The 22458-nt window shown below is 61.7% G+C and carries 21 protein-coding genes; 6 read left to right on the top strand and 15 right to left on the bottom strand.

Annotated elements, in window-relative coordinates:
• Positions 1 to 9: 9 nt before the first annotated feature.
• Positions 10 to 480, bottom strand: coding sequence for a tRNA (adenosine(37)-N6)-threonylcarbamoyltransferase complex ATPase subunit type 1 TsaE (gene tsaE / locus M2397_RS24900; RefSeq protein WP_131696771.1), 471 nt, complete (start codon positions 478 to 480; stop codon positions 10 to 12).
• Entirely contained in the window at positions 468 to 1328 is an 861-nt protein-coding gene (locus tag M2397_RS24895) for an NAD(P)H-hydrate dehydratase (protein ID WP_131696772.1), read from the bottom strand. Before M2397_RS24895 ends, tsaE begins: the two co-directional genes overlap by 13 nt.
• Before the next feature lie 63 nt (positions 1329 to 1391).
• Here M2397_RS24895 and queG point away from each other — a divergent pair, with 63 nt between their 5' ends.
• A complete protein-coding gene (queG, locus tag M2397_RS24890; RefSeq protein WP_131696773.1) occupies positions 1392 to 2456 on the top strand; it encodes a tRNA epoxyqueuosine(34) reductase QueG in 1065 nt (354 codons plus the stop codon).
• Here the strand turns inward: queG and M2397_RS24885 are convergent.
• Positions 2453 to 3070: a trimeric intracellular cation channel family protein gene (locus M2397_RS24885; RefSeq protein WP_172681530.1), complete on the bottom strand. Its 618-nt coding sequence runs from the start codon at positions 3068 to 3070 to the stop codon at positions 2453 to 2455. The two genes, queG and M2397_RS24885, sit on opposite strands and share 4 nt — an antisense overlap.
• A 182-nt stretch (positions 3071 to 3252) precedes the next feature.
• On the bottom strand, positions 3253 to 3795 hold the full coding sequence (gene orn, locus M2397_RS24880; protein ID WP_259244673.1) for an oligoribonuclease: 543 nt from the start codon (positions 3793 to 3795) through the stop codon (positions 3253 to 3255).
• A gap of 108 nt (positions 3796 to 3903) precedes the next feature.
• Here orn and rsgA point away from each other — a divergent pair, with 108 nt between their 5' ends.
• Positions 3904 to 4935 (top strand): small ribosomal subunit biogenesis GTPase RsgA, encoded by a 1032-nt coding sequence (gene rsgA, locus M2397_RS24875; RefSeq protein WP_053139368.1) that lies wholly within the window; start codon positions 3904 to 3906, stop codon positions 4933 to 4935.
• A gap of 49 nt (positions 4936 to 4984) precedes the next feature.
• Here the strand turns inward: rsgA and motB are convergent, their stop codons facing one another.
• Together motB and motA are read right to left on the bottom strand one after the other, a co-directional pair.
• Positions 4985 to 6007 (bottom strand): flagellar motor protein MotB, encoded by a 1023-nt coding sequence (motB, locus tag M2397_RS24870; RefSeq protein WP_167655550.1) that lies wholly within the window; start codon positions 6005 to 6007, stop codon positions 4985 to 4987.
• Positions 6008 to 6010: 3 nt separating this feature from the next.
• Positions 6011 to 6862, bottom strand: a complete 852-nt coding sequence (gene motA, locus M2397_RS24865; RefSeq protein ID WP_099583685.1) for a flagellar motor stator protein MotA — start codon at positions 6860 to 6862, stop codon at positions 6011 to 6013.
• Between the two features lie 167 nt (positions 6863 to 7029).
• On the opposite strand from motA, the gene M2397_RS24860 reads away from it, so the two are divergent.
• The 3 genes from M2397_RS24860 to asd are packed head-to-tail and all read left to right on the top strand — an operon-like array spanning position 7030 to position 10315.
• Positions 7030 to 8565: an HDOD domain-containing protein gene (locus M2397_RS24860; protein ID WP_167655551.1), complete on the top strand. Its 1536-nt coding sequence runs from the start codon at positions 7030 to 7032 to the stop codon at positions 8563 to 8565.
• Between the two features lie 57 nt (positions 8566 to 8622).
• Positions 8623 to 9438 (top strand): rhodanese-like domain-containing protein, encoded by an 816-nt coding sequence (locus M2397_RS24855; protein WP_131696776.1) that lies wholly within the window; start codon positions 8623 to 8625, stop codon positions 9436 to 9438.
• A gap of 16 nt (positions 9439 to 9454) precedes the next feature.
• Positions 9455 to 10315 (top strand): archaetidylserine decarboxylase, encoded by an 861-nt coding sequence (gene asd / locus M2397_RS24850; RefSeq protein WP_259244670.1) that lies wholly within the window; start codon positions 9455 to 9457, stop codon positions 10313 to 10315.
• A 110-nt stretch (positions 10316 to 10425) separates the two neighbouring features.
• On the opposite strand, the gene serB is transcribed toward asd, so the two are convergent.
• A complete protein-coding gene (gene serB, locus M2397_RS24845; protein WP_053139356.1) occupies positions 10426 to 11640 on the bottom strand; it encodes a phosphoserine phosphatase SerB in 1215 nt (404 codons plus the stop codon).
• 133 nt (positions 11641 to 11773) lie between these two features.
• Here serB and M2397_RS24840 point away from each other — a divergent pair, with 133 nt between their 5' ends.
• Entirely contained in the window at positions 11774 to 13306 is a 1533-nt protein-coding gene (locus M2397_RS24840) for an AhpA/YtjB family protein (protein WP_167655552.1), read from the top strand.
• A gap of 179 nt (positions 13307 to 13485) precedes the next feature.
• Here the strand turns inward: M2397_RS24840 and M2397_RS24835 are convergent, their stop codons facing one another.
• The 8 genes from M2397_RS24835 to M2397_RS24800 all read right to left on the bottom strand — a co-directional run bounded on the left by M2397_RS24835 (position 13486) and on the right by M2397_RS24800 (position 22290).
• A complete protein-coding gene (locus M2397_RS24835; RefSeq protein WP_167655553.1) occupies positions 13486 to 14196 on the bottom strand; it encodes a membrane integrity-associated transporter subunit PqiC in 711 nt (236 codons plus the stop codon).
• 173 nt (positions 14197 to 14369) lie between these two features.
• Positions 14370 to 16634 carry a DNA topoisomerase IV subunit A gene (parC, locus tag M2397_RS24830; protein WP_131696780.1) on the bottom strand — a complete coding sequence of 755 codons (2265 nt, stop codon included), beginning with the start codon at positions 16632 to 16634 and terminating at the stop codon, positions 14370 to 14372.
• Positions 16635 to 16707: 73 nt separating this feature from the next.
• Positions 16708 to 17703 (bottom strand): esterase-like activity of phytase family protein, encoded by a 996-nt coding sequence (locus tag M2397_RS24825; RefSeq protein WP_259244669.1) that lies wholly within the window; start codon positions 17701 to 17703, stop codon positions 16708 to 16710.
• Positions 17703 to 19607 carry a DNA topoisomerase IV subunit B gene (gene parE / locus M2397_RS24820; protein WP_027604917.1) on the bottom strand — a complete coding sequence of 635 codons (1905 nt, stop codon included), beginning with the start codon at positions 19605 to 19607 and terminating at the stop codon, positions 17703 to 17705. The genes M2397_RS24825 and parE overlap by 1 nt, the downstream gene beginning before the upstream one ends.
• Positions 19608 to 19661: 54 nt before the next feature.
• Entirely contained in the window at positions 19662 to 20270 is a 609-nt protein-coding gene (locus tag M2397_RS24815; protein WP_259244668.1) for a YqiA/YcfP family alpha/beta fold hydrolase, read from the bottom strand.
• Positions 20271 to 20319: 49 nt separating this feature from the next.
• On the bottom strand, positions 20320 to 21135 hold the full coding sequence (gene cpdA / locus M2397_RS24810; RefSeq protein ID WP_167655555.1) for a 3',5'-cyclic-AMP phosphodiesterase: 816 nt from the start codon (positions 21133 to 21135) through the stop codon (positions 20320 to 20322).
• A gap of 97 nt (positions 21136 to 21232) precedes the next feature.
• Complete coding sequence (locus M2397_RS24805) at positions 21233 to 21682, bottom strand: DUF1249 domain-containing protein (protein WP_003171323.1); 450 nt, start codon at positions 21680 to 21682, stop codon at positions 21233 to 21235.
• Positions 21673 to 22290, bottom strand: a complete 618-nt coding sequence (locus tag M2397_RS24800) for an NUDIX domain-containing protein (RefSeq protein WP_131696786.1) — start codon at positions 22288 to 22290, stop codon at positions 21673 to 21675. The genes M2397_RS24805 and M2397_RS24800 overlap by 10 nt, the downstream gene beginning before the upstream one ends.
• Between the last annotated feature and the right edge of the window lie 168 nt (positions 22291 to 22458).

Below are 22458 nucleotides of genomic sequence, written 5' to 3'. Positions count from 1 at the left end.
CCCCACCAATTATTTGAATTCCAAAGCCAGAGCAGCGCACCACGACTCACCGCGCGCACTCTGGGGCAACAACTTCAGCTGACGTCCGTGATCATGCGGCGTAATGGTAATGGTCAGGTCCGGCTTTGGCAAAAAGCCTGTGCCTTTATCTGGCCACTCAATCAGGCACAGCGCGTCCTCATCGAAGTAATCACGGATGCCCATGAACTCGAGTTCTTCGGGATCCACCAGGCGATAGAGGTCGAAGTGGAAAGCCCGCACTGCGCCGATCTCGTAGGGTTCAACCAGAGTGAACGTGGGACTTTTTACCGCCCCCGTGTGGCCCAACCCGCGAATGATGCCCCTGGACAGTGTGGTCTTGCCTGCCCCCAAGTCGCCTTCAAGAAAAATCAGCCCTGACCCGGCCGTGACCTGCGCAATACGCTGACCTAACGCCACCATGGCCTCTTCATCGGCCAGGAAAAGGATTACTTCAGACACGGCGACTGTTCCTCCAGCAATTGACGAATGGCGGGTATTAGGTCGCTGGCGGCCAGCCCGCGACCAAAGCTGCCCTGGCGATCCCCTGCCGTGGCGTGCAACCAGACGGCCAGGCAGCTTGCTTCATAGGCCGGCATGCCCTGGGCCAGCAGCGCACCCACCAGGCCGGCCAAAACATCACCGAGGCCCGCCGTCGCCATCGCCGGATGGCCTTGATCGCAGCGCGAAACGCGCCCGTCCGGACTGGCAATCAAACTGCCAGCACCCTTGAGGATGGCCACTGCCTTGAATTTCTGGCTCAACGCGCGCGCCACCTTAAGACGGTCGGCCTGAACCTCGGCTGTCGAAATCCCCAGCAATCGCGCCGCCTCCCCCGGATGCGGGGTGATCACGCAATGGGCTGGCAAGCTCACGCTGCCAGTCGCCAGTTGATTGAGTGCATCGGCGTCCCAGACCTGCGGCTGCCGTGCATTGGCTGCGACAGACAACAGGCTTTTACCCCAGGCGGCTTCGCCCAGGCCGGGGCCAATGACGATCACCGAGATTTTTTCCAGCAAGCCCATCAACTGGTTGGCCGAACTCACGCCGACGGTCATGACTTCCGGCAAACGGGCCAGCGCGGCCGGCACATGCTCAAGGCGAGTGGCCAGGGACACCATGCCCGCACCACTGCGCAAGGCGCTTTCGGCGCCGAGCAGCGCGGCGCCGCCAAAGCCCCGGTCGCCGCCAATCATCAGCAGGTGACCGAACTGGCCTTTATGGGCGTCCGGTGAACGCGCAGCCAGTTGCGGCAAATGGCCATGCAACAAAGGCTGAACGTCGGTTATTTCGTGTTTTGTCTGCGGCATGCGTCTTCAAGCTCCGATGTCTGGCAGAATTATACGCATCTAACCTGTGGTTTCCCGTGTCTCATGCCCGCTATTACCTCCGATCTGCCCGCCCTCGCCCAATCGATCAAAGACTGGGGGCGCGAGCTGGGCTTTCAACAAGTCGGCATCAGCGGCCTTGACCTGGCTGAGCATGAACACCATCTGCAACGCTGGCTCGACGCGGGCTACCACGGCGAGATGGACTACATGGGCGCCCATGGCAGCAAACGCTCGCACCCGGACGAACTGGTGCCGGGCACCCTGCGCGTGGTGTCGCTGCGCATGGACTACCTGCCCGGCGATACCCAGATGGCGCAACTGCTGGCAAAACCGGAAAAGGCTTACATCTCGCGCTACGCCCTGGGCCGCGACTACCACAAGCTGATCCGCAAACGCGTGCAACAGTTGGCCGACCGTATCCAGGCGCAGATCGGGCCTTTCGGCTTTCGTGCCTTTGTCGACAGCGCGCCCGTGCTGGAAAAAGCCATTGCCGAACAAGCCGGTCTTGGCTGGATCGGTAAAAACACCCTGGTGCTCAATCGCAAGGCCGGCAGTTATTTCTTCCTGAGCGAGCTATTTGTGGATTTGCCGCTACCGGTCGATCCACCGCACAGTACCGAACACTGCGGCCGCTGCACCGCCTGCCTGGATATCTGCCCCACCAATGCGTTTGTCGGCCCCTATGTGCTGGACGCCCGGCGCTGCATTTCCTACCTGACCATCGAACTCAAGAGCGCAATCCCTGAAGACCTGCGCCCGCTGATCGGCAACCGGGTATTCGGCTGCGATGACTGTCAGATCGTTTGTCCGTGGAATCGTTTCGCGCGACCTACCGCCGAAAGCGATTTCAAGCCACGGCACAACCTGGATAACGCAGAACTGGCGGAGCTGTTCCTGTGGGATGAGGATAAATTCCTCAGCAGTACCGAAGGTTCACCTTTGCGCCGTGCCGGTTATGAACGCTGGCTGCGCAACCTGGCGGTGGGCCTGGGCAACGCGCCGTCGAGCATCCCGGTACTGGAAGCCTTGAAGGCGCGTCGGGATTATCCGTCGGAGCTGGTGCGCGAGCATGTGGAATGGGCGCTGAACCAGCACGCGGCGCGCTAGTGCACGTCGTCGTTGTAGACGAACTTGGGCATTTCCCAGTGAAATCGAATCGCCAGCAGGCGCAATAGAAAGCCGCTGAACAGCGTCAGTAGAATTGCCTGCTCGCTGGGCAGTTCCAGGTAGAGGCACAGCAGGTAGAACCAGGCGGCGAGGAATGACACGCTGGCGTACAGTTCACGGCGGAAGATCAGCGGAATGTCGTTGCAGAAAATATCCCGCAGAATGCCACCGAAGACGCCGGTGATCACCCCGCTGACCGATGCCACCAGCATGCCGTGGCCCATTTCCAGGGCGGTCATGCAGCCGATCAGCGTGAACGCGACCAGGCCCACGGCATCCAGCGCGAGGAACAGCGAGCGCAGGTGACGCATCAACGGTGCGATAAAGATCGTCACCAGCGCCGCGACGGAGGTCAGCACCAGGTATTCCGGATGCTTGACCCACGTCAACGGGTAATGCCCCAACAGCACATCGCGCACCGAGCCGCCGCCCAGCGCCGTCACGCAGGCGATCAGCACCACACCAAACCAGTCCATGCCGCGCCGGCCGGCGGACAAGGCGCCGGTCATGGCTTCGGCGGTGATGGCGATGAGGTAGAGCATCAGCAGCATGATGGCGATCCTTGCAAAGAGGCCGGCAGTCTAATCATTTGCTGATGGCACCAAAAGGGGGCGCCTGGCGATAAATCGAGTTGCCTGCCATCGGGAGCAAGCCCCCTCCCACACTTGGACCTGGGAATACATTCAAGTGTGAGAGCTGGCTTGCCTGCGAAGGCGCCCGGTCAGCAGCCTGCGTTTCAAGCCTTGATGAAATGCTTGCGGTAGTGCTCCAGCTCGGCGATCGACTCGCGAATATCATCCAGCGCCAGATGGGTGCTGCCTTTGTGGAAGCTGTCTTTGACTTCCGGCGCCCAGCGCGCGGCCAGCTCCTTGAGCGTGGACACGTCCAGGTTGCGGTAGTGGAAGTAGCTTTCCAGCGCCTTCATGTGGGTATAAAGGAAGCGGCGGTCCTGGCAGATGCTGTTGCCGCAGATCGGCGATTTGCCCTTGGGCACCCACTTTTCCAGGAAGGCAATGGTTTCGGCTTCGGCTTCGGCCATGCTGATGCGGCTGTCACGCACACGCTGGGTCAGGCCGGAGTTGCCGTGGGTGCGGGTGTTCCACTCGTCCATGGTGGCGAGCACGGCATCGCTGTGGTGGATGGCGATCACCGGACCTTCGGCCAAGGTATTGAGATTACTGTCGGTGACAATGGTCGCCATCTCGATGATGACGTCGGTGTCAGGGTTCAGACCGGTCATTTCCAGATCGATCCAAATCAGGTTCTGTGGGTTTTGCATGGCTTGATTCTCTTGGCACCTTGGCGTAGCTGCGCAGTTTAGCAGGCGGGGCCGTGCTAGACTCGCGACCGTTTTACCTAACCTTTGCATTATCGACACGGAACACCAATGGCCAAACGCCAGCTCAATCGTCGCCAAAACTGGCGCATCGAAAAGATTCAAGGTGAACGCGCTGCACGCGCCGCCAAACGTGAATCCTCCGCCGTGGACGCGCTCGAGGGCGGCGACCTGGGCCCCGAACAGACGGGCCTGGTGATCGCGCACTTTGGTGTACAGGTCGAAGTCGAGGCGCTGGAAGGCGAACTCGCGGGCCAGGTGTTCCGCTGCCACTTGCGTGCCAACCTGCCTGCGCTGGTCACCGGCGACAAGGTGGTCTGGCGTGCCGGCAACCAAGGCATCGGCGTGATCGTCGCCCAGCTGCCGCGCACCACCGAACTGCGCCGCCCCGACAGCCGCGGCCAGCTCAAGCCGGTAGCGGCCAACGTCGACATGATCGTGATCGTGTTCGCACCGCTGCCCGAGCCCCACGCCAACCTGATCGACCGCTACCTCGTGGCGGCCGAGCATGCCGGCATTCGCCCGCTGTTGCTGCTGAACAAATTCGACCTGATCGACGAGCAGAATGCCCCGGCGCTCAACGCGCTGCTGGCGGTCTACCGCACCCTGGGCTACCCGGTGCTGGAAGTCTCGGCCCACCACGGCAACGGCATGGAACAGCTGCAACAGCAATTGGACGGGCGTATCAGCGTATTTGTCGGCCAGTCGGGCGTAGGCAAATCCTCACTGGTCAACAGCCTGCTGCCAGAAGTCGATACCCGCGTGGGGCCGCTGTCGGAGCTGTCCGGCCAGGGCACCCACACCACCACCACGGCGCGGCTGTTCCACTTCCCGGGCGGCGGTGAGTTGATCGACTCCCCTGGTATCCGTGAATTCGGCCTCGGCCACGTCAGCCGCAGCGACGTGGAAGCGGGCTTTATCGAATTCAACGACCTGATCGGCACCTGCCGCTTCCGCGATTGCAAACACGATCGCGAGCCGGGCTGCGCCCTGCTCAAGGCGCTGGAAGATGGCCGCGTGCAGCAGCAGCGCATGAACAGCTATCGGTCGATTATTGCGAGCTTGCCGGAAAGTAGTTACTAAACTTGCGAAACAATAAGGCCGCGATCATCGCGGCCTTATTGTAGGTGACTTAGGAACCCGTCCCAGGCACCGTAGGGTCTTTCACCCCACCCTCATCAAACAGGTTCAGCTTCTGCCGCAGCTCATGGGCCGGCAATGGCTCCTGGCCGGGCGGAATGGCGTTTGGGTCGGCCGGCACCTCACCTGGCGCACCCGCTCCCGGAGTTGGGACCGGTGGTGGCGCGGGCTGATCACCTTCAATCGCACGCTGAGCCTTCTTGGTCAGCACAACGATATCGATGCGACGGTTGATCGGGTTGAACGGATCCTTCGCATCAAACAGTTGCGAGGACGCAAAACCCACCACCCGCGCCACTTGCGGGTCCGGATAGCTGCCGGCCACCAGCGCACGACGCGCCGCGTTGGCGCGGTTGGCGGAAAGCTCCCAGTTGCCAAAGTCACCCTGGCCCGAGTAAGGCTTGGCATCGGTGTGGCCGCTGATGCTGATCTTGTTCGGCACCGCCTTGATGGTGTCGGCCATGGCCAACAAGATGTCCTCAAAGTACGGTTTCAAGCGTGCGCTGCCAGAGTCGAACATCGGCCGGTTGGCGGCGTCGGTGATCTGGATGCGCAAGCCATCCGGAGTGATCTCGAACGAAATCTGATCCTTGAACTTCAGCAGTTGCGGGTTTTCCTCGACCTTGTTCTGCAACTCTTGCAGCAACAGTTCAAGGCGTTCGTGCTCGACCTGCTCGGCCATGGCTTCGACGGTATCGCGCTCGATCGGGATTTTTTCCTGCGGCGCTTCGGTTTTGACTTCCGGGTTGATGGTGCGCTCAGGCGCCAGTTGCGGCGAGCCGCCCAGGTCGATCACGAACGGCGTACCGCTTTCCGAGAAGCCAATCGGGTCTTTGAAGTAGCCGGCGATGGCGATCTTCTGTTCGGGCGTGGCCGTGGACATCAGCCACAGCACCAGGAAGAACGCCATCATCGCCGTGGCAAAGTCGGCGAAGGCGATTTTCCAGGCACCGCCATGGTGCCCCGCAGCGAAGCGCTTGACGCGCTTGATGATTATCGGCTGGTTGTTTTCCATGGCTTAGCGACCGCGAACCGCTTGTTCCAGCTCGGCGAAGCTTGGGCGATGCTTCGGGTACAGGACCTTGCGACCGAACTCCACCGCCAACGATGGCGGCATGCCGGAAGCGGATGCCACCAGGCTGGCCTTGATCGATTCGTACAGGTTGATTTCTTCCTTGGCGTCATGGGCCAGGGAGGTCGCCAGCGGGCCGAAGAAGCCGTAAGCCGCGAGAATACCGAAGAAGGTCCCCACCAGCGCCGCACCTACGTGCATGCCGATAGCCGCCTGATCACCTTCGCCCAGGGAGGCCATGGTCACCACGATACCCAGTACCGCCGCGACGATACCGAAGCCGGGCATGCCGTCGGCGATACCGGTGACTGCATGGGAGGGATGCTCCAGCTCTTCCTTGAGGCTGAACAATTCCATGTCGAACAGGCCTTCCAGCTCATGGGGGGCCATGTTGCCGGAAGACATGATGCGCAGGTAATCGCAGATGTAGGCGGTCATGCGTTCATCCTTGAGCACGGCCGGGTACTTGGCGAAAATCGGGCTGGCCGCAGCGTCTTCGATATCGGCCTCGATGGCCATCATGCCTTCGCGGCGGCTCTTGTTGAGGATCTCGTAAACCAGGCCCAACACTTCCAGGTAGAAGGTGTGGGTGAAACGCGAACCGAACATTGCCAGCGACTTCTTGACCACGTGCATGGTCATGTAGCCGGGGTTCGCCTGCAGAAAGGCACCCAGTGCCGCACCACCAATAATCAGCACCTCGAAAGGCTGGATCAGTGCCGCAATTTTACCGTGGGACAGGACGTAGCCGCCGAGCACGCTCGCGAAGACGACGATAATGCCGATAATTTTAGCCATAGGAGATGAGTACTTGCGCCGTCGGGTTCATGGACATATTTGGGGGAACTGAAAAACTCTTGTTCCTCTTATCGGCAAAACTGCGCCAGACTATAGCCCGTTAAGGCGAAAAGCCAGTTCGGCCCGCTCCGGGTGTGTTGACCGCAAGTGATGATCGCGCCCCAATCATGGCTAATGAAACGACAGTCCCAACTGCAAAACCTACTTCTCTAGCCGCTTGGATCAAGCGCCTGGACGAGGTGCTGCTGCCTGTTCCACAGGCCAGCCATGACCGCGTATGCAAAGCCATCCGCGATAGCCGCAGTTCGTTGCGAGATATTGCCGAGCTGATGCAAAACAGCCCGGCCCTCGTACTCAGCGTCATGCGCGAGGCCAACAGTCACACCCATGGCAGCCTGACAGCGCCGGCGGAAAACCTCGAAGTGGCGCTTAACCGTCTGGGCCTCAAACGCGCCGAGGAACTGCTGGCACGCCTGCCGTCGGTGCCGGCCCATGAAATTCCCGTAGCGCTGCGCCAGTTGTTGCTGGTCAGCCAGCACGCCTCGCAACAAGCCAATGGATTGTTCGGCAGCCGCCTGGCGCGGCTGTGGCAGGACATTCATTGGGGCAGCCTACTGTTTCTTTCACCGCTGTGGCCGATGGCCGTTGCCTACCCCAAGCTTTTGGAGGAGTGGGAACTGCGGGTCATCCACAAGGGCGAGTCGGCACGCAAGGTCGAACAGGCATTGTTCGGCGTGCGCCTGCTGGACCTGTGCCTCGGCCTGACCGAGACCTGGCACCTGCCGATTTGGGTGTCCCAGGGGTATACCCTGCTGCGGACCGAGCAGCGCTTGCTGGTCAAGGCCCTGCATATCGCCCGCGAAGACGACCCCCTGCGCCACCAGCAATTGCTCGACGCCGAACCCAACCTGCGCCGCTGGCTGAATCAGCCGGCCAATACGGTGCTGCTGGCCAACGGCCTGGCGATGTCGGCCCAGGAATCCTGGACCTGCCCCCACACCGAGCGCTGGCAATACCTCTCCGCGCTGTACCTGCAACAGCCCCTGAGCGACGTGCAGCAACAGGTGCACCAGCAAGCCGTCACCAGTGCCCGCGACACCTTGATGCCCGATCTCTGGCACCCGGCGCTGTCGCTGATCTGGCCCTGGCATGTACACAAGATTCATCGCGGCCTGCTGCCCGCACCACCGCCCACCGCCGAAGCCCTGGCCGTCTGGCGCAAGCGTTGTACCGAACTGCTGGTGGAGCCGAGCCGCTTTGCCAACGCCATGCATTTGACTACGTGCGCCAAGGAAGCCCTGGTGGCCAGCGGCATGCAGCGCGTCCTGTTGTTCATGGCCGATCGTGCCCTGAGCACCTTGCGTGTGCATCAGGCCGACGGCCTGCCGAAGGACGCCGCCAACCTGAGCCTGGATGTGGTCAACAGCACGCTGCTGCAGCGCCTGCTGGAAAAGTCCGCCCAGGTGCGCCTCACACCGGAAAACCACGCCCAGTTCTCGGCACTGCTGCCGCCGATCCTGCGCCGCCTGTTCACCGGCGAGCACCTGTTGTTGCGCTCCATGAGCTGCAACGGGCGCGTGGTGATGGTAATGGTCGCCGACCAGGGCGGCGGGCCGTTCTCGGAAACCACCGTGCAGGCCTTCGGTAAAACCGCCCAATGCATCGAGAAAGCCCTGCACAGCTTTACCAACCGCAGCGCTTGATGCTTGCGCTACAATCGCCGTCCTTTATCGCCAACATTTGTGCCCAGGAGACCTCACATGCCTGACTTCTCTGGCTTGCCGCTGGTGATCGAATCCAGTGACCTGCTCGGTCAACTGGATGCCGAACACCTGATTCTGGTGGACCTCACCAGTGCCGCCCGCTACGCCGAAGGGCACATCCCCGGCGCGCATTTCGTTGACCCCAAGCGCACCCAACTGGGCCAGGCGCCGGCACCCGGTCTGCTGCCCGGCAAGGCCGATCTTGAGAAACTGTTCGGCGAACTGGGCCACACGCCTGACGCTACCTACGTGGTCTATGACGACGAAGGCGGTGGCTGGGCCGGGCGTTTTATCTGGATGCTCGACGTGATCGGCCACCAGAAGTACCACTACCTGGACGGCGGCCTGCTGGCGTGGCTGGAGGGCAAGCACCCGCTCTCCACCGACGTGCCCGCCCCGGCTGGCGGCCCGGTCAGTCTCACGCTGCACGACGGCCCCACCGCTACCCGCGAATACCTGCAAAGCCGTCTCGGCGCTGCCGACCTGGGGATCTGGGATGCGCGCGGCCCGCTGGAATATTCCGGCGAGAAGGTGCTTGCGGCCAAAGGCGGCCATATCCCCGGCGCGGTGAACTTCGAATGGACGGCCGGCATGGACAAAGAGCGCAACCTGCGCATCCGCCGTGACATGCCGCAGATTCTCGAAGGCCTCGGGCTGACCAAAGACAAAGAAATCATCACCCACTGCCAGACTCATCACCGCTCTGGCTTCACCTACCTGGTGGCCAAGGCGCTCGGTTATCCGCGAGTCAAAGGTTATGCCGGTTCCTGGGGCGAATGGGGCAACCACCCCGACACCCCCGTCGAGATTTAAGGTTTAAGGACAGTCAATGAAAAAGCAGTTGTTTATCCTCAGCCAGTACCTGCTGCCGCACCACCTGCTGTCGCGGTTGGCCGGCTGCATCGCCGAGTGCCGCGTGCGCTGGCTCAAGAATGCCTTCACCACCTGGTTTGCCAAGCGCTACGAAGTGGACATGTCCCAGGCGCTGGTGGAGGACGTGACCGCTTACGAGCACTTCAACGCCTTCTTCACCCGCGCCCTGAAAGACGGCGCCCGCCCACTGGACCAGACCCCTGGCGCAGTATTGAGCCCAGCCGATGGCGCAGTCAGCCAGCTTGGCCCCATCGAGCACGGTCGTGTGTTCCAGGCCAAAGGCCACAGCTTCAGCGTGCTGGAACTGTTGGGCGGTGATGCCGCGGTCGCTGCGCCGTTCATGGGCGGCGATTTCGCCACCATCTACCTGTCGCCGAAAGACTACCACCGGGTGCATATGCCACTGGCCGGTACCCTGCGTGAGATGGTCTACGTGCCTGGGCGGATTTTCTCGGTAAACCAGACCACCGCCGAAAACGTGCCGGAATTGTTTGCGCGTAACGAGCGTGTTGTCTGCCTGTTCGACACCGAACGCGGCCCGATGGCGGTGGTATTGGTGGGGGCGATGATTGTCGCGTCGATTGAAACCGTATGGGCCGGCCTGGTGACTCCGCCGAAGCGCGAGCTGAAAACCTTCCGCTATGACGAAGCCGCCCGCGCGCCGATTCACCTGGAGAAGGGTGCGGAGCTGGGTCGCTTCAAGCTGGGCTCCACTGCGATCGTGCTGTTCGGGCCGGATCAGGTGAAGTGGGCTGAGGAACTGGTGGCGGGTTCGCCGGTGCAGATGGGCCAAGGCATCGCTTTACCTAAAGCCTGACGCCGAACCCAATGTGGGAGGGGGCTTGCTCCCGATAGCGGGGTATCAGTCAACACATCAGTGACTGAACCACTGCCATCGGGGGCAAACCCCCTCCCACATTTAGTCAGTTACAGCTGACCGTCGCGGTCGCGAAAGCCCAGCAGATACAGCACGCCATCCAACCCCAAGGTCGAAATCGCCTGCTTGGCCGATTGCTTGACCAATGGCTTGGCGCGGAACGCCACGCCCAAACCGGCGATTGCCAGCATCGGCAAGTCGTTGGCGCCGTCACCGACCGCAATGGTCTGTTCCAGACGCAAACCTTCCTTATGGGCCAATTCCTTCAGCAGATCCGCCTTGCGCTGCGCGTCGACAATCGGCTCGACCGCGACGCCGGTCACCTTGCCATCAACTACTTCCAGTTCGTTGGCGAACACATAGTCAATGCCCAGCTTGGCCTGCAACTGCTTGGCGAAGTAGGTGAAGCCGCCCGACAAGATCGCCGTCTTGTAGCCCAGGCGCTTGAGTTCGGCGAACAGGGTTTCGGCACCTTCGGTCAAGCGCAGCGACGCACCGATGGAGTCCAGCACGCTCACATCCAGGCCCTTGAGCAAGGCCAGGCGCTCCTTGAAGCTGGCGCGGAAATCCAATTCCCCGGCCATGGCGCGCTCGGTGATCGCGGAAACCTGCTCGCCCACGCCGGCCGCCTTGGCCAGTTCGTCGATGACTTCGGCTTCGATCAGCGTGGAGTCCATGTCAAACACCGCCAGGCGACGGTTACGACGGAACAGCGAATCTTCCTGGAAGGCGATATCGACATTCAGTTCCTGGGCCACGCTGAGGAATTCGGCGCGCAGGGCCTGAGGGTCGGCCGGCTCACCACGCACGGAGAACTCGATGCAGCCCTTGCCCTTGTCGGCCGGGGTGTCCAATGGCATGCGACCCGACAGACGGTCGATATGGTCAATATTCAAACCATATTGCGCGGTAATGGAGCTGACGCGCTGCAGTTGTTCGGCGGTGACCTTGCGGGTCAGCAGCGTCACGATATGGCGCTTCTTGCCTTGGCCGGCCACCCACTGCTGGTAATCCTCTTCGGATACCGGGGTGAAACGCACCTGCTGATCGAGCTTGTACGCCGTAAACAGGATGTCCTTGAGCACCGACGAGGCCTGCTCGGTGCTGGGAATTTCCACCAGGATGCCGAACGACAGCGTGTCGTGGATCACCGCCTGGCCGATGTCGAGAATGTTCACACCACCCTGGGCCAGAACGCCGGTAATGGCTGCGGTAAGACCCGGGCGGTCTTCCCCAGTGATGTTAATCAGGACAATTTCGCGCAAGGCGCACCCCCAGGCTGGAAAAAAACCGCATTCTACCCACTTTCAGTGACCATCGGGCACAGCCAGCGCTTTGCCGGTCTTGGGCCTGTCGCTATACTGCGCGTCAACTTCACGGACCAAGAGCCGAGCTCAAGTGAACCGGCCCACGCCAGTAAAAACCGACAACTTCTTCCTGCTGATCTTCCGGGCACTGCGCCACCGCCGTGTACCGATCGCATTACGCATCGCCAGCCATAACGTGATCCTGGTCGCCCTGGCCCTGGTGATCTACGCCTGCGTGATGGGTTTGCAATTCAAGCAGGCCATGCACGAGCAAGCCGACGCCCTGGGCGAGAGCCTGACCACGCAAACCGCCACCTCGGCGACCGAGCTGCTGGTGTCCAACGACATCCTCAGCCTCAACGTGCTGCTCAACAACCTGACAAAGAACCCGCTCGTGGCCCATGCCGCCATCTACAGCGTGGACAACCGCATCATGGCCGAAGCCGGGCAGCGCCCGAAAAACGGCCTGCTGGGCGAAGCCGAAGGCCTGTACCAGAGCAATATCACGTTTCAGGACGTGAAGGCCGGCCAACTGCGTATCAGCCTCGACATGCAGCAGTTCCAGCAGCCGATGACCATCAGCCTGCAAAGCATGGGTATCCTCAGCGCCATCCTGCTGGCGTTGGCCCTGGCCCTGAGCTTGCGTCTGGGCCGGCATATCTCCACGCCGCTCATGCAACTGCGCATCTGGCTGCGGGACATCGACGAACACACCCCGGCTACCGACCGCCAGGATGAAATCGGCGACCTTGCCCGCCAGCTGCACGCCAGCTTCGCCCCGGAACCGGTGGTGCCCGAAGTCGAGCCAGAGCCTGAATACGACGACACCGATTACGACGACGAGCCAGAGTTCGAAGTGCGCAACCTGCGTGACCCTGGCTTCGACGAGCGTCCGCCGGTGGCGGGCCTCAAGCCTGCACCGCGTCATGCCTTCAAGGCCGAAGAAGACGACCTGGACGATGAAGACCCCTTCGCCGACCTGCGCGATACGTCAGCCGACAGCCCCGCAATCGCCCCCAAGGCGCCGCCGGTACGCAGCAGCGAGCCGCAGTACAGCGCTGTGCTCGCCGTACAACTGGGTGCCCAGGACCAATTGCGCCGCCTGCCCCGTGCTCGCCTGACCGAACTGCTGGAGCGCTACCGTGACTGCCTCGACCAGGCCGCCTCGCTGTACCAGAGCGAACTGCACACCCTGAACGACGGCAGCACGCTGATGCTGTTCCACAGCGAAGACAGCGGCGAAGATTACCTGACCAATGCGATTTGCTGCGGTGAGTTGCTGCGCGCCTTGGGCCATGAATTGCAGATCGAAGTCGCCGACAGCGGCATCACCCTGCAACTGCAACTGGGCCTCACCGTGGGCGATGATCTGTTCGGCATGAGCCAGATCGACCTGCTGTTGACTGAAAACGCCCAGGACGCACTGGCCTTGTCCCAACACAGCCGTAACCTGCTGCTGGTGGAGCGCAAGATCAGTGAAGACACGCTGATCCGCCAGCGCGCGCGTATCCGCCCAATTGCCAGCCCTGAGGGGGCAAGCTGCGTGGAAAGGCTGATGGAGCCGTATCCCTCGATGCTGGAGCGGCAGTTGGCGCGAATGCATGAGACCCGCGCAAAGCCCTGAAGAACATGTGGGAGGGGGGCTTGCCCCCGATTGCGGAGTATCAGTCAGCACATCATTGACTGAACCACCGTTATCGGGGGCAAGCCCCCTCCCACACTTGATCTGCGCCGTGACTTATATCTCCACACACAAGAAGGCCCGCTGAGTCAGCGGGCCTTTTTTGTTGGAGCTTTTTCAGATCAGAACCTGAACACTTCCATATCCGTACGGATCGGCGTAGCCATCGGCATCTTCGGCTTTTGCGGTTCTGCCGGCTTGGCCTGGGCCGGAGCCTGCCTGCGTGGCGCCTCGGCAATCGGCGGCTGGTTGGCCAATGGCTTGAGGGCCACCGACAACTGCTGCGCCAATTGCTGCAGCAGCACGCCCTGGGCCTGAACCTGGGACGCGGTGGTGCCGGCGTGCTCTTCCTGCAGGTGCACGATGCGGTTATCACGCACCTGGCCGCGACGGTCGATCAAGCGCCATTGCGCATCGAGGATCGCCGGTTGCGATTTACCGGAATCAAGCCGGGTAATGGTCAGCAAGACCTGCACATCCGGGCTGAAGCCGGTGGGCGCGGGCGCCAGGACCACACGCTGGCTGTCCAACTGACCGGCCACCTGACGCAACATCAACTGGCTGATGTCAGACGACAAACTGCCTGCCCAACGACCATCGGTGGAACCTTGCAGGCTTCCATCGTTCTGACGTTGCAGCAGGGTTTCGCGTTGCAGGTAGTCGGCCACGACCACCGGCCCGAGCAAAACGGCCATGCCAGCGGTTTGGGCTGGCTGAGCTGGACTTCCGCTGTCCAGCTGGTACAGCGACACAGGCTTGTGTGTGCTGCAACCCGCCAACCCCAAAAGGCCAGCGAGCATCAAAAATAGAGGAACGCGTGGAGCAGTCATCATCCCATCCAGGTGGCTGCCACAAGGCGAACCACAATGTAATACTAAAAATAACCTAAACACGCTCGGCCACGCCGGCGCTGGAAAGGCCATATCATCCGTGAATATGCGCCATGACTCCAGCGCCAAAGCGTCGATCTACGCTTTAAATCGTAGATCGAGGGCTCTAATACGCCTTAAACCGGCGTTTCCACCAGCAAAGCATCCACACGCTGGAAGCCGCGAGGCAATTTATTACCGCGACGACCACGCTCGCCCTTGTAGTGTTCGAGGTCGTCAGGGCGCAATGACAACGTGCGCTTGCCGGCCTGGAGCACCAGGGTGGAACCTTCCGGGATCACTGCGATGTCGGTCACGTACTCTTCGCGACTGGCCACCCGCTCGCCGGGAATACCAATAATCTTGTTGCCCTTGCCTTTGCCCAACTGCGGCAGATCGCTGATCTTGAACACCAGCAAGCGCCCTTCGGTGGTCACCGACGCCAGCCAGTTGCCTTCGCGGTCTTCCACCGGACGCGGCAGGATGACCTTGGCGTTGTTCGGCAGGCTCAACAATGCCTTGCCCGCCTTGTTCTTGGCCTGCAGGTCTTCACCCTTGACCACGAACCCGTAGCCCGCGTCGGAAGCGATCACATACAGCGAATCGTCATCCGGCAGCAGCACACATTCAAAATTCGCCCCAGGTGGCGGCGTCAGGCGACCGGTCAACGGCTCGCCCTGCCCCCGCGCCGAGGGCAAGGTATGGGCCGGCACCGAATAACTGCGCCCGGTGGAGTCAATAAACACCGCAAACTGGTTGGAACGCCCGGCTGCGGCAGTCTTGAAGCCATCACCCGCCTTGTACGACAGGCCAGTGGCGTCAATATCATGCCCTTTGGCTGAACGAACCCAACCCTTTTCCGACAGAACGACGGTAATTTTCTCGTTCGGCAGCAGTTCGGTCTCTGTCAGCGCCTTGGCTTCGGCACGCTGCACGATTGGCGAACGGCGGTCGTCACCATAGGTTTCGGCGTCTTTGATCAACTCGGTGCGCACCAGCTTCTTCAGCTTGGCTTCGCTGCCCAGCAGGGCCTGCAGCTTGGCTTGCTCCTTGAGCAGCGCGTCTTGCTCGTCGCGCAGCTTCATTTCTTCCAGGCGTGCCAACTGACGCAAGCGGGTGTCGAGGATGTAGTCGGCCTGGATCTCGCTCAGCTCGAAGCGCGCGATCAGTTCGGCTTTCGGATGCTCGGCGGTACGGATGATGTGGATCACTTCATCCAGGTTGAGGTAGGCAATCAGCAAGCCGTCCAACAGGTGCAGGCGGCGTTCGACCTTGTCGAGGCGGAACTGCAGGCGGCGACGCACGGTTTGTATCCGGAACTCCAGCCACTCGACCAGCAGGTTGCGCAGGTTTTTCAGCTGCGGCTTACCGTCCAGGCCAATGATGTTGACGTTGACCCGGTAGCTGGACTCCAGCTCCGTGCTGGCAAACAGATGCTGCATCAGCACTTCGTGGTCGACCCGGCTGTTGGTCGGGATGATCACGATGCGGCATGGGTTTTCGTGGTCGGACTCGTCACGCAAGTCAGCGACCTGGGGCAATTTCGATGGCTTGGCCTGCATCAGCGCAGCAATCTGCTCCAGCACCTTGGCACCGGACACCTGGTGCGGCAGCGCGGTGACGATAATGTCGCCGTCTTCGATGTGATACACGGCACGCATGCGCACCGAGCCCTTGCCGGTCTCGTACATCTTCAGCAGGTCGGCGCGCGGCGTGATGATTTCCGCTTCGGTCGGGTAATCCGGGCCCTGGATATGCTCGCAAAGCTGCTCGACCGTGGCCTTGGGCTCATCCAGCAAGCGCACGCAGGCGGTGGCGACTTCGCGCAGGTTGTGCGGCGGTACGTCGGTGGCCATGCCGACCGCGATACCGGTGGTGCCATTGAGCAGGATATTCGGCAAACGTGCGGGCAACACCAGCGGCTCGTCGAGAGTGCCGTCGAAGTTCGGCCCCCAGTTCGCCGTACCCTGGCCCAGCTCGCTGAGCAACACTTCCGAATAGCGCGACAGGCGCGCCTCGGTGTAACGCATGGCAGCGAAGGACTTGGGATCATCCGGCGCACCCCAGTTGCCCTGGCCATCGACGAGGGTGTAGCGGTAGCTGAACGGCTGAGCCATCAGCACCATGGCTTCGTAGCAGGCCGAATCGCCGTGGGGGTGGAATTTACCGAGCACGTCACCGACGGTACGCGCCGACTTCTTGTGCTTGGAGTCGGCGTCCAGGCCCAACTCACTCATGGCGTAGATGATGCGCCGCTGTACGGGCTTGAGGCCGTCGCCGATATGCGGCAAGGCACGGTCCATGATCACGTACATGGAGTAGTTGAGGTAGGCATTTTCGGTGAAGTCAGCCAGCGACCGGCGTTCTACGCCATCTAAGCTGTCTGCGAGGATGTCACTCATGCGGGCCTCATCATTGTTTGGTAAGGCGCAGCGGAAATGCCGCCGCACCGGATCGATTCAAAAAAGTAGCGGCTCATGGCTGGGCGCTCCAGCCGCCGGCGGGGGCGGCGAAACGATAGACCATGGGGCGTTTTTCACCATCGGCGCGCGGGCCGAAATTATTGTCGATGCCCAGCCAGGCACCGTCTGCGTCCACCACCAGGGCTTCGGCCAGGCCATAGGGCTGGGCGTAACGCCGCTCGGGCGTCAGGGTTTCGTCAGCGAACGACCAGCACAGCTCGACCTTGGCCGTGACCGCATCGCGCCGGCAGATCTGGAACGCATTGCGTTCCAGGGTAAACAGCTTGCCGCTGAACAGTGACAGATCGGCGAAATCCTTGGACACCGCCTTGGCACCGATGAAATTGGCCGGCTGCATCTCCTGGCCGGCCTCGCTCAGCAATACGCAAGGGCCATCGCAATCCCACAGGCTTTGCGGACGCTTGATGGAGATGAGGCCGCGCCGCTCACGCTCCGCAGCCAGCCAGATCTGATTACCCCCAGGGTTGATTGCCAGGCCTTCGAACAACGCATTGAAGTGCAGCAACATGCCACTGGCCCGTGCTTCACGCACCATGCCCGGGGCGATCTTCAACCATTCAGGCGCACCGTTCACCGGCACTTGTAGCACCGCCGCATGGGCTTCGCTGACAATATAGCGATTGCCCGCGGCATCGCAGGTGATGCCTTCAAAATCCAGGTCGCCGCCGCGAATGAACGACGCAGCCTTGGTGCGCGAACGCAGCCCCCAGGGCAGCCCGGATTCCGGCACCGGCGGTACATCGATGCTTACCGCTTCGGCTTGCCAGGTCGGCGCACGGGTATCGAGACGATAGATCTGGTCGTCATCACGATCGGAAACCGTCCACAACTCCTTGCCACACTGCGCCAGGCCCGACAGGTTACCGCCGCGCATGCCGTCCACCGGGTGTTCGGACACCAGCTTGAGCTCAGCCACGGGCGCGGCGGCGACCTGAGTCGCTGCCAGCCCGCTCAACATCAGGATCGCCAGGGCGAAACCTGTGCGCATCAGCCCAGAACCTCGGCGAGGTTGCCTTTGGATTCCAGCCAGGACTTGCGGTCCGGTGCGCGTTTCTTCGCCAGCAGCATGTCCATCATTTCCGAGGTAGCGGCGAAGTCTTCCAGGGTCAACTGCACCAGGCGCCGGGTGTTGGGGTCCATGGTGGTTTCACGCAGTTGCGGCGGGTTCATTTCACCCAAACCTTTGAATCGGGTGACCTGCGGCTTGCCGCGTTTCTTCTCGGCGACCAGGCGGTCGAGGATGCCATCGCGTTCGGCTTCGTCCAAGGCGTAGAAAATCTCCTTGCCCAGGTCGATCCGATACAGCGGCGGCATGGCGACGTAGACGTGACCGGCATCCACCAACGGGCGGAAGTGCTGCACGAACAACGCGCACAGCAGGGTCGCGATGTGCAGGCCGTCGGAGTCGGCGTCGGCGAGGATGCAGATCTTGCCGTAGCGCAACTGGCTCATGTCCGCCGCGCCCGGGTCGACGCCGATGGCCACCGCGATGTTGTGCACTTCCTGACTGGCAAGGACTTCGCTGCCATCGACTTCCCAGGTATTGAGGATCTTGCCGCGCAACGGCAGGATCGCCTGGAATTCCTTGTCCCGCGCCTGCTTGGCGGAACCACCGGCGGAGTCACCTTCGACCAGGAACAGTTCGGAGCGCATCGGGTCCTGCCCGGCGCAATCGGCCAGCTTGCCGGGCAATGCCGGACCCTGGGTGATGCGCTTGCGCTCGACTTTCTTGCTGGCCTTGAGGCGACGGCCGGCGTTGTTGATTGCCAGTTCCGCCAGGGCCAGGCCCAGTTCCGGGTGCTCGTTGAGCCACAGGCTGAAGGCATCCTTGACCACACCGGAAACAAATGCCGCCGCTTCGCGGGACGACAGGCGCTCCTTGGTCTGGCCGGAGAACTGCGGCTCCTGCATTTTCATCGACAGTACGAACGCAATGCGCTCCCACACGTCTTCCGGCGCCAGCTTCACGCCACGCGGCAGCAGGCTGCGGTATTCACAGAATTCGCGCATGGCATCCAGCAAGCCCTGGCGCAAACCGTTGACGTGGGTGCCGCCCTGGGCGGTGGGGATCAGGTTGACGTAGCTTTCCTGCACGCTGTCGCCGCCTTCGGGCAACCACAGCAGCGCCCAGTCGACGGCTTCCTTGTTGCCGGCCAGGCTGCCGCAGAACGGCTCGTTGGGCAGGCGTTCGAAATCGCTGACGGAGTCTTCCAGGTAGGAACGCAGACCGTCTTCGTAGTGCCACTCGACCTTTTCGCCAGTGCCTTTGTCTTCAAAGGTCACCAACAGGCCCGGGCACAACACGGCCTTGGCCTTGAGCACGTGCTTGAGGCGGCTGATGGAAAATTTCGGTGAGTCGAAGTATTTGGGGTCCGGCGCGAAGTACACGCTGGTGCCGGTGTTGCGTTTGCCAACGGTGCCGATCACCTGCAGGTCGGTGGCTTTGTAGCCATCGGCGAAGGTCATCTCGTACTCGTTGCCGTCGCGCTTGACCTTGACCCGTACCAGCGTGGACAGGGCGTTGACCACGGAAATACCCACACCGTGCAAGCCACCGGAGAACTGGTAGTTCTTGTTGGAGAACTTGCCGCCGGCGTGCAGCTTGGTGAGGATCAGCTCAACGCCCGACACGCCCTCTTCCGGGTGAATGTCCACCGGCATGCCGCGACCATCGTCGGACACTTCCAGCGAGTGGTCAGCGTGGAGAATGACGTGCACCGACTTGGCGTGCCCCGCCAAGGCTTCGTCGACGCTGTTGTCGATGACTTCCTGGGCAAGGTGGTTCGGCCGACTGGTGTCGGTGTACATGCCGGGGCGTTTGCGCACCGGGTCGAGGCCCGAGAGGACTTCGATGGCGTCGGCGTTATAAGAGCTAGCGCTGGGAGTGGCCATGGGGTCTCGTCGTGAGTCGTTCGATTAAAAAGTGACCTGCGATTTCCAAGGCAATTACAGTGCCGAGAAATCGAAGGATTGATACTGATCTGCGCCAATACCGGCAAAACTCAACAACGCCGGCAATTGCTGGGCGAACCCCTGGTAACCATGGTCGCCACCAGCCTGGATGCGCAAGGCACAGGCACGGTAATACGCTTGGGCGAGGCGATAATCCAGTGTTTCATCGCCGGTCTGCAACCACACCTGGTAACGCGCGGCGTCCTGGGGCGCCGGTACTTCCAGCTCAGCCAGCGCCGTGACGTGGTCGTGGGTCAATTCCCAGGTTTCATCGGTGTAGAGGTTCTTCTGGGTGCCCAGGTAACCGTCGAACATCCGATGAGGGCTGACGGCCGGGTTGACCAGCAGCGCCTTGAGGCCATGGCGCTCAGCAAGATGGGTTGCATAGTAGCCGCCGAGTGAGCTGCCGACCAGCAGTGGCCGCCCCAGCTGGGCAATGGCTTCCTCCAATTGAGGAATTGCCTGACGGGGATGGTGATGCAGGGCCGGCACGCGCAGTTGATCGGCCAGGCCGAGGGTGTCCATCACGGTGATAAGTTGGCTGGCCTTGTTGGACGCAGGCGCGCTGTTGAAACCGTGGATATACAGGATCGAAGCGGACATGCCGGGCTCTCCGTGCTTCAGCCAAAGAGGCGCAGTTTACAGGTAAATCTCAGTAGCCGTTGCTACCGTAATCCACCGTAAACGCGAAGCCGACCAGGCGCTCCACCCCGGTCTCCAACCGTCCGTCGGCATGCAGACGCAACCAACGATAGCCCGGTGCTTGCTCGCTGACCTTGAAATCCTCGCTGCCCGGCGCGAACTGGATGCAGGTGGACGGCGAAGCCAGCAGGCGCACGCCGTTGCGCTCGCGGTCGATCTCCTGGTGCACGTGGCCCCAGAGCACTGCCCTCACCTGCGGAAAACGGTCCAGCACGGCAAACAACGCATCGGGGTTGCGCAAGCCGATAGGTTCCATCCACGCACAGCCGATGGGCACCGGGTGATGGTGGAAACACACCAGATGATGGCGGTTCGGAGCTTCGCTCAAGGCTTGAGCCAGCAATTGCAGCTGCGAATCCTGCAGGTAGCCCGGCACCGAGCCGGGCACGGCGGAGTCGAGCAGGGTGATACGCCAGTTGCCGACGTCCACTACGGGCTCCAGCAGGTCACTGTGCGCGGCAGCGTGCGCCATGATCTGCGGTTCGTCGTGGTTGCCGGGAATCCAGCGTGCCGGAGCATCGATTTGCCGGGTCATATCGCGAAACTGTTGATAAGACTCAAGCGTGCCGTCCTGGGACAAATCTCCTGTGGCCAGCAGCAAATCGATCCGAGGCTGCTGCGCGCGCACCAATTCGATCACCCGCTGCAGGCTCTCGCAGGTGTTCATACCCAACAGCGTGCCGTCGGCCTCGGCAAACAGGTGGCTGTCGGACAGCTGCACCAGCAACGCCGGCGCATCGGGGTTCAAGGTGGATACGCTCGGCAAGGCGCTCTCCCAAGGCAATCACAGGAATATAGAGTTGGAGCGATTATGCTGGGGCAGAACGCAAAGAGGAAACCCAGGAAGCCGACGCAGTTCACATCTATCGCACGACTTCGAACTCATGGCCCAGGGCCAGGCAATGACTCAACCATTCACCGAGGAACACATTGAGCTGTGCTTTCTCATCGGGCTGGTGCATGAACACATTCGGGTAAGGATAGATGCTGCGAAAGCGCCGCGCATGTTCGGCGCTGATCACTTCGGCCATTCGCGCATCGTGGTACACCTGCACTTCCAGTTGCGGCACCGGCAGCCACGGCAGGCTGTGTTCCTGGCGTACGCGCAGGGTGGTGGTGTACGGGCAATTGACGATGACTTCCAGGGCCAGCACGCCCAGCATCTGGTCGCCATGGGTCACGCCGATGCGCCGCGCCTCCGGGGCGTGGCGCATGTCGGGCAGCAGGCGCATCAGCCGCGCATAGTTGGCCTCGCAGGCGGCTTGCAGCCCGATCAGGTCGACTCGATATCGTTCCCGTGCCTTTACTGCCATAACCCCCTCACTTCCGCGCGATTAAGCGCAAGCCATTGCAGGGCGATAATGCTGGCTGCGTTGGAAATTTTGCCATCGCGAACGGCTTGCAGGGCGTCTTCAAATGCCCAGACCGTAACGCGGATGTCCTCTGCTTCTTCTTCCAGTCCATGGACACCACCCGCCCCCGTGCTGTCACAGCGGCCCAGGTACAAGTGGACAAATTCGGTACTGCCACCGGGCGACGGGAAATACTTGGTGATCGGCCACAGTGCGGAGAACGTCAGCCCAGCTTCCTCCTCGGCCTCGCGGTGTGCAACCTCCTCCGGTTCTTCGTCCTTGTCGATCAGCCCCGCGACCATTTCCACCAGCCAAGGGTTATTGCTGCGGCCCATGGCGCCCACGCGAAACTGCTCGATCAGCACCACTTCATCGCGCTGCGGGTCGTAGGGCAACACGCATACCGCGTCATGGCGCACGAACACTTCGCGATTGATCACTCGGCTCATACCGCCATCGAACTTTTCATGACGCAGTTGCACGCGATCGAGCTGGTAGAAGCCCTTGTAGGCATTGTCGCGCTGAACAATCTCGATCGTACTCGGCGTCGATTTCGCAATGTCCGTCATACCCTTCCTCATCATGTCCGGTGCAATTCGCGCCATCCTAACGCGCTCCTGCCCATTGATGCAGCCCCTTTGCGGTTGCCGGGCCAGACGGAGGAGGTCAAACTCACGCTCAATCAGCTTAGTGGCGAACTGACTGCCCTGCCGGTAGTCGAAGCTCCACAAATTTCG

It is taken from the genome of Pseudomonas sp. BIGb0381 (genome assembly GCF_024809815.1).
Lineage (GTDB): Bacteria > Pseudomonadota > Gammaproteobacteria > Pseudomonadales > Pseudomonadaceae > Aquipseudomonas.
The sequence above is the reverse complement of the archived record's forward strand: the minus strand, read 5'-3'. Positions and strand labels throughout refer to the sequence as shown.

Excerpts from the sequence above, each read along its gene's own strand:
- M2397_RS24895 (WP_131696772.1), bottom strand. The coding sequence starts at position 1,328 with ATGCCGCAGACAAAACACGAAATAACCGACGTTCAGCCTTTGTTGCAT.
- queG (WP_131696773.1), top strand. The coding sequence starts at position 1,392 with ATGCCCGCTATTACCTCCGATCTGCCCGCCCTCGCCCAATCGATCAAA.
- orn (WP_259244673.1), bottom strand. The coding sequence starts at position 3,795 with ATGCAAAACCCACAGAACCTGATTTGGATCGATCTGGAAATGACCGGT.
- rsgA (WP_053139368.1), top strand. The coding sequence starts at position 3,904 with ATGGCCAAACGCCAGCTCAATCGTCGCCAAAACTGGCGCATCGAAAAG.
- motB (WP_167655550.1), bottom strand. The coding sequence starts at position 6,007 with ATGGAAAACAACCAGCCGATAATCATCAAGCGCGTCAAGCGCTTCGCT.
- motA (WP_099583685.1), bottom strand. The coding sequence starts at position 6,862 with ATGGCTAAAATTATCGGCATTATCGTCGTCTTCGCGAGCGTGCTCGGC.
- M2397_RS24860 (WP_167655551.1), top strand. The coding sequence starts at position 7,030 with ATGGCTAATGAAACGACAGTCCCAACTGCAAAACCTACTTCTCTAGCC.
- M2397_RS24855 (WP_131696776.1), top strand. The coding sequence starts at position 8,623 with ATGCCTGACTTCTCTGGCTTGCCGCTGGTGATCGAATCCAGTGACCTG.
- asd (WP_259244670.1), top strand. The coding sequence starts at position 9,455 with ATGAAAAAGCAGTTGTTTATCCTCAGCCAGTACCTGCTGCCGCACCAC.
- M2397_RS24835 (WP_167655553.1), bottom strand. The coding sequence starts at position 14,196 with ATGATGACTGCTCCACGCGTTCCTCTATTTTTGATGCTCGCTGGCCTT.
- parC (WP_131696780.1), bottom strand. The coding sequence starts at position 16,634 with ATGAGTGACATCCTCGCAGACAGCTTAGATGGCGTAGAACGCCGGTCG.
- M2397_RS24825 (WP_259244669.1), bottom strand. The coding sequence starts at position 17,703 with ATGCGCACAGGTTTCGCCCTGGCGATCCTGATGTTGAGCGGGCTGGCA.
- parE (WP_027604917.1), bottom strand. The coding sequence starts at position 19,607 with ATGGCCACTCCCAGCGCTAGCTCTTATAACGCCGACGCCATCGAAGTC.
- M2397_RS24815 (WP_259244668.1), bottom strand. The coding sequence starts at position 20,270 with ATGTCCGCTTCGATCCTGTATATCCACGGTTTCAACAGCGCGCCTGCG.
- M2397_RS24805 (WP_003171323.1), bottom strand. The coding sequence starts at position 21,682 with ATGGCAGTAAAGGCACGGGAACGATATCGAGTCGACCTGATCGGGCTG.
- M2397_RS24800 (WP_131696786.1), bottom strand. The coding sequence starts at position 22,290 with ATGACGGACATTGCGAAATCGACGCCGAGTACGATCGAGATTGTTCAG.